Annotated in this window: 7 protein-coding genes; 2 read left to right on the top strand and 5 right to left on the bottom strand. The window is 61.2% G+C overall.

Annotated features, from left to right (window positions below):
• Positions 1-750: CaiB/BaiF CoA-transferase family protein (locus tag BG842_RS17225; RefSeq protein WP_139136170.1), on the top strand; the 750-nt coding region annotated here is incomplete at its 5' end.
• 40 nt (positions 751-790) lie between these two features.
• Here the strand turns inward: BG842_RS17225 and BG842_RS17220 are convergent.
• The 4 genes from BG842_RS17220 to BG842_RS17200 all read right to left on the bottom strand — a co-directional run bounded on the left by BG842_RS17220 (position 791) and on the right by BG842_RS17200 (position 3,934).
• Complete coding sequence (locus BG842_RS17220) at positions 791-1,162, bottom strand: methylglyoxal synthase (protein WP_069451729.1); 372 nt, start codon at positions 1,160-1,162, stop codon at positions 791-793.
• A gap of 102 nt (positions 1,163-1,264) precedes the next feature.
• On the bottom strand, positions 1,265-2,449 hold the full coding sequence (locus BG842_RS17215) for an MFS transporter (RefSeq protein WP_256388544.1): 1,185 nt from the start codon (positions 2,447-2,449) through the stop codon (positions 1,265-1,267).
• 852 nt (positions 2,450-3,301) lie between these two features.
• Positions 3,302-3,622, bottom strand: a complete 321-nt coding sequence (locus tag BG842_RS17205) for a type I restriction-modification enzyme R subunit C-terminal domain-containing protein (protein ID WP_069451726.1) — start codon at positions 3,620-3,622, stop codon at positions 3,302-3,304.
• A 6-nt stretch (positions 3,623-3,628) separates the two neighbouring features.
• Positions 3,629-3,934, bottom strand: coding sequence for a CGCGG family rSAM-modified RiPP protein (locus BG842_RS17200; protein ID WP_069451730.1), 306 nt, complete (start codon positions 3,932-3,934; stop codon positions 3,629-3,631).
• Between the two features lie 91 nt (positions 3,935-4,025).
• Between BG842_RS17200 and BG842_RS17195 the strand changes: the two genes are divergently transcribed.
• Positions 4,026-4,661 carry a helix-turn-helix domain-containing protein gene (locus BG842_RS17195; RefSeq protein WP_069451725.1) on the top strand — a complete coding sequence of 212 codons (636 nt, stop codon included), beginning with the start codon at positions 4,026-4,028 and terminating at the stop codon, positions 4,659-4,661.
• A gap of 48 nt (positions 4,662-4,709) precedes the next feature.
• On the opposite strand, the gene BG842_RS17190 is transcribed toward BG842_RS17195, so the two are convergent.
• A partial coding sequence (locus BG842_RS17190) for a cbb3-type cytochrome c oxidase subunit I (protein ID WP_139136169.1) occupies positions 4,710-5,204 on the bottom strand: 495 nt, incomplete at its 5' end.

The raw sequence follows: 5,204 nt of genomic DNA, 5'->3' as shown, positions 1-5,204 counted from the left end.
GGACTGATGAGCATCACCGGCGAGGCGGACGGCTCGCCTGTTCGAGTGGGCGTGGCCATCGCCGACATCGGCGCGGGGATGTACGCGACCCAAGCCATCCTCGCCGCACTGCTCGAGCGCGAACTCGGGGACGGAACGGGACAGAAGGTCGATGTCTCGCTCCTCGACGGTCAGGTTGCGTGGATGAGCTACATGGCCTCGAACTACTTCGCCACGGGAACCCCGCCCGAACGAATGGGGAGCAAACACCCGACGCTCGCCCCGTATCAAGCGTACCCGACGGCGGATGGGTACGTGGTCATCGCGGTTCCGTCGCCCAACCTCTGGCCGAAGTTCTGTCGTGCCATCGACCGCGAGGACCTCATCGACGACGAGCGATTCCGCGACAACGCCTCTCGCGTCGAGAACCGCGACGAACTCGATGCACTCCTCGAACCGACGTTCGCGGAGTTCACGACGGCAGAAATAGTGGAGACGATGGACGACCACGGCGTCCCGGCGACCGACGTCAAGGATATGCAGGATGTCTTCGACAATCCACAAGTGAATGCGCGAAACATGCAGTGGTCGGTTTCCCATCCGACCGCGGGCGACGTCGAGATGGCGGGCAGTCCGATGCACCTCTCGAAGACGCCGACGCGGGTTCGCGCGCACCCGCCACTCCTCGGCGAACACACGGAAGCAATCCTTTCTGAATTCGGCTATACGGAGGCGGATATCGAGCGACTGTCCGACGAGGGCGTTCTCTGACGCTCGTCACGTCTCGATGCTAGACCCCTTCGTCGGGCGGTTAGGCTTGCTTTATTAGCTCGTCGATGATGGCGTTCGCGCTGGCGAGATTCGTCGCCAGTGGCACGTCGTGAACGTCACACACCCGTAGGAGCGCGTTGATGTCCGGTTCGTGCGGTTGGGCGGTCAACGGGTCGCGGAGGAATATCACAGCCTGACAGTCTCCGGTGGCTACCGCGGCACGGATCATCATATCTCCGCCGAGCGGTCCGGACGCTTTCGGCTCGACTTCGAGGTTGGTGTTCTCGTTGATTCGCTGTCCGGTCGTTCCGGTTGAGATGCAGTCGACGTCCGAAAGTTGGTCGATGTTATCTCGGACGAACTCGACCAAATCGGGTTTCTTCTCGTCGTGTGCGATGAGCGCGATTCGCATACAGTGGCGTATCACCCGTAGTATCTTTACATTACGGCCGTAGAACCCTCGCTGAATGCGGTTCTGGCAGGCTATCCAACGACGTGACGCGATTCGAGGACCCTATGCGCGATGGTCGCGTGGCGAATTCCCCGGAAGTCGGTTCGTCGTGTACAACCCTGCGAGGACGACGATGACACAACCGACGAGCGAGGCGAGGCCGATAAACACGACGTCGAATCGATAGCCCGCTTCGGTGAGCAGACCGACGGTTGCAGTGCCGTTCGCCTCGACTAGCAGGGAAATACCGGTGAACGCCGCGTAGACGACGCCGCGATTCTCGTCTGACAGCGAGTTGAGGAAGTAGGTGTCCAAGGCCGGAAACAGGCTGTGTATCGAGTACCCGATGGCGACCGAGACGACGGTGAGCGCGACGATGCCACCGGCGGCGGTGAGCGCGACCACCGACACCACGAATCCCGTCAGTATCGCGAGGATGTACGGGACGATGGGGAGGCGATCGGCGAGCCGGCCGCCGAACCAGAACGCGGGTAGGCCGGCCGCGAACACGACGGTGAGCAGGAGGTTCGCCGTCGTCGTCGGCACTCCCTTCGACGAGTCCAGATAGACGACGTAGAAGTTGAACAAGCCCTGCCACAGGAATCCCGCGACGCCGACCATCAGGAGGCCGACCGCGATGAGTCGCCAGTGGGAGCGCACGGCGGACAGAAACGCGCGGTCCGGGGCGGACTCGTCGGCGATTCGGGACCCGCGAACGATGCTCGCCAGCACGATGCTGAAGACGACTGTGACCGCTGCGAGCAGGATGAACACCGTCCGCCACGAGGAGACGAGTAAGATTCCGACGACGATGGTGGGGGCGAGGACCGCCGCCAGTTGCGACGCTGCACCGTGGATGCCGACGGTTCGCCCGACAGCGTCCGGATATAGTTCCGCGATTAGCGGCACGGCGGCGACGAAGTAGGCACCGCTGGCGACGCCGAGTAGAAACGTCCCGACGCGAAGCGAGGCGATGGAATCCGCGACCGCGATGAGTCCCGACGACCCGGCGAGGACGAATCCCGTCGCCAGAACGGCCTGATACCGCGGGATGCGGGTGAGGACGTATCCCATCGGAATCCTCGGGAGCGCGGTGCCGAGCCACACCAGCGATATCAACACGCCGATGGTCGCCTGGTCGGTCGAAAAGGCCACCGTCAGGGGTTCGAGCAGCGGTGCGAAGACGGTTCGCCCGAAGTTCATCAGGAATACGAGCCCGCAAAGCGTTCCGAACAGGCGACGTCTCACTACCGTCTATACCGAGTCGGACGACTCAACCGTTGCGGAAACGGCAGGGGTGACGTTCGTGGCCGATAGGCCGCCGATGCGTTCTCATTGATGCGTCGAGTACATTGTGGACAGTCGGCTTGATGGTTCATGCGCGACCAGAAAGGTGAGGACGAGAAGAATGTCCAGCATGACGACGTTCATCAAGTGCGTCGTTCACAACCTATAACGACGCCTCGCTATCTCACACAAAGAGTACGAATGTCCTTACTTCTGAGAGGGATGTATTCATGAATATAGAAGATGTATCTATCATCCACGTCCATGGTGTGGGCCAGCGGAGCCGTGATGAGGACCGTGTGGCCCGTGGTGTGGATGGTCGGTCCAGTGGTCACCGTGCTGGTGGTTCCCCCAGTTGTTGTGCCAGCCCCAATGGTCGCCGACATGGCCGAAAACGGACACTGGATCCTCGGTCAAGTCAGTTACCTGAGCGCCCGCTGTCACAGTTGCTCCGAGTCCCAGCATGATCAAGACAGCGATGCCTACTACACCCAGTCGCAATAACGTGTTCATGAGTTTTACCTCCTATATGATCATAGGTTACGAACGGAGATAACACGCTGGAATAATTCCCAACAAGCGAGAATCCAGTAGAGTCGAGTGACCGATACGCGCTGTATATTCAGTACGGCTCCTACGAAATATTATTGATTGAAAATTTAAATAATGGAATTTAACTAATGGGGTTTAACTGATGTGAACGTTCTGTCCCCCTCGTCGATGGTGGTTTCATCGAAAACATCGACCGCTCGCCGAGAGCTACGTTGAATGGATGAGTCGAATCGCCGATTGTCTCCCCGATGTCGGGTTCCGTTATTCGTCCGGGTCGAAGAGTTCGATCGCCGTTCGCACCGCGTCGTCATCCGTCGACGCGTCTTGTAACACCGCATCGGGCGTCGCCACGATACCGTTCACGATGGCGGCCGCCATCCGTTCGATGACCGCCCGCTGTTCCGCCGTGAGACTGTCCTCGCCGCCGAGTCGTTCGACCGCTCGCGCGACCTCCCGCCGTTCGAGTTCTCTGCCGCGCTGGTGAATCGCTCGTCGAACCGCCTCGGGGTCGGCTTCGTCTCGGTCGACTATCTCGGTGGAGGGGACGGATGGACTCCCGTTCCGGGTGTCGTTTACGTCCATCGTAAATCAGTTGACGTACACTCGGATCACGTAGCCGCCGCACCCGCACTGGTCGACGTATTCACACTCGATATCCGAACCGAACTCGTCGGTGAGTGCGTCGAAGAGGTACGTTTCGGGGTGGCCGTGATTCGCGTGCGTGACCACGTTCACGTGGTTTCCTCGGGCCGTGTGCTCGACGGCATCGACCGCCTGCGAGCAGACGAACCCTGCATCGTCGGCGTGTTCGGGTTTTTCGAGGTTCACCGACCACGAGTTGTCGTGAACCCGCTCAGTGACCGGTTCCACGTCGTCGTGCGAGATGTCTGCCATAGGTACAGGTTGGATGCCGTCGATGGAAAGCCGTCCCCCGAACATGTTCGTCATGGATTATTGGGGATCCCGACGATATCGTACGGTATCGATGGCAACCGCGAAACTCACGCTCACGCTACCCACCGAGACGTGGATCGGCGACGTCTCGACAACGTATCCGGATGCGAAATTCAGGGTGCTGGCCGCCCTTCCCGCCGACGACGTCGGCGTCGGATTGCTCGAACTCACGGCCGCCGACCTCCCGCCGATACTCCGCGAGATGGACGGTCACGACGGTATCGTCCACTTGGACCTGTTGCGGGCGTCCGACGATACGTGTCTCGTCGAGTTCGAGACGACCGAACCCCTTCTCTTGCTCTCGGTACAGGAGTCGGCGATTCCGCTCGAACTCCCGCTCACGATAACCGACGGCGACGCGACGTTCGAGGTGACGGCCGCGCGCGACCGGCTGTCCGCGCTCGCAACGCAACTGGACCTGTTCGGCGTCCCGTTCGAGGTGGAGTACGTCCGCGAGATGGCCTCCTCCGAGAGTCTGTTGACCGACCGACAGCGGCGTCTGGTGCGAACGGCCGTCGAATGTGGCTACTACGATTCACCACGGACCTGCACGCTCACCGAACTCGCGTCGATGACCGACGTCGCAAAATCGACCGCCAGCGAAACGCTGCACCGCGCCGAGGGGACGATTATCAAACGATACGTAACCGACGAGGTGGCGGAGTGACCGCCGAACGGTCGATGCCGGGTCTGGTTGGGACCCGTCGATGGCGGTTCAGTCGTCGTCGTCCGTGAACACCCGACTCGGCACGCGTTGGTCGTCCGGTTCTGGGACCGGCGTCGTCACCTCGCGCTGCACGAACTGCTTTTTGAGCACGTCGTAGGCGAACACGAGCGTGCCGAGGATGAGCATCGAGTCGCCCGGCAGCCGCGCCCAGAACAGGAGCTGTACCGTGTCGCTGTTGTAGAACGCGAGGCTCCGAGCGGCGTCGTAGCTCCCGGAGAACGCGGCTTCCAGTTGCAGGAAGCCGACGGGAAGGACGGAGACGAACACCATTACCGCGAGGCCGATGTTCCAGAGCCAGAACGCCCACCGGAGTCGGCGTTCCGTCCACGCGTCGGGTTTCGTCGTGAGCTGGAGCATGTAGGTCGCCATCCCCAGCGCGAGGAATCCAAACGCGCCGAACATGGCGGCGTGGGCGTGCCCGACCGTGAGGTACGTCCCGTGTTCGTAGTAGTTGACGAGCGGGAGGTTGATGAAGAACCCGAG

This window comes from Haladaptatus sp. W1 (assembly GCF_001723155.1).
Classification (GTDB): Archaea; Halobacteriota; Halobacteria; order Halobacteriales; family Haladaptataceae; genus Haladaptatus; species Haladaptatus paucihalophilus.
The sequence above is the reverse complement of the archived record's forward strand: the minus strand, read 5'-3'. Positions and strand labels throughout refer to the sequence as shown.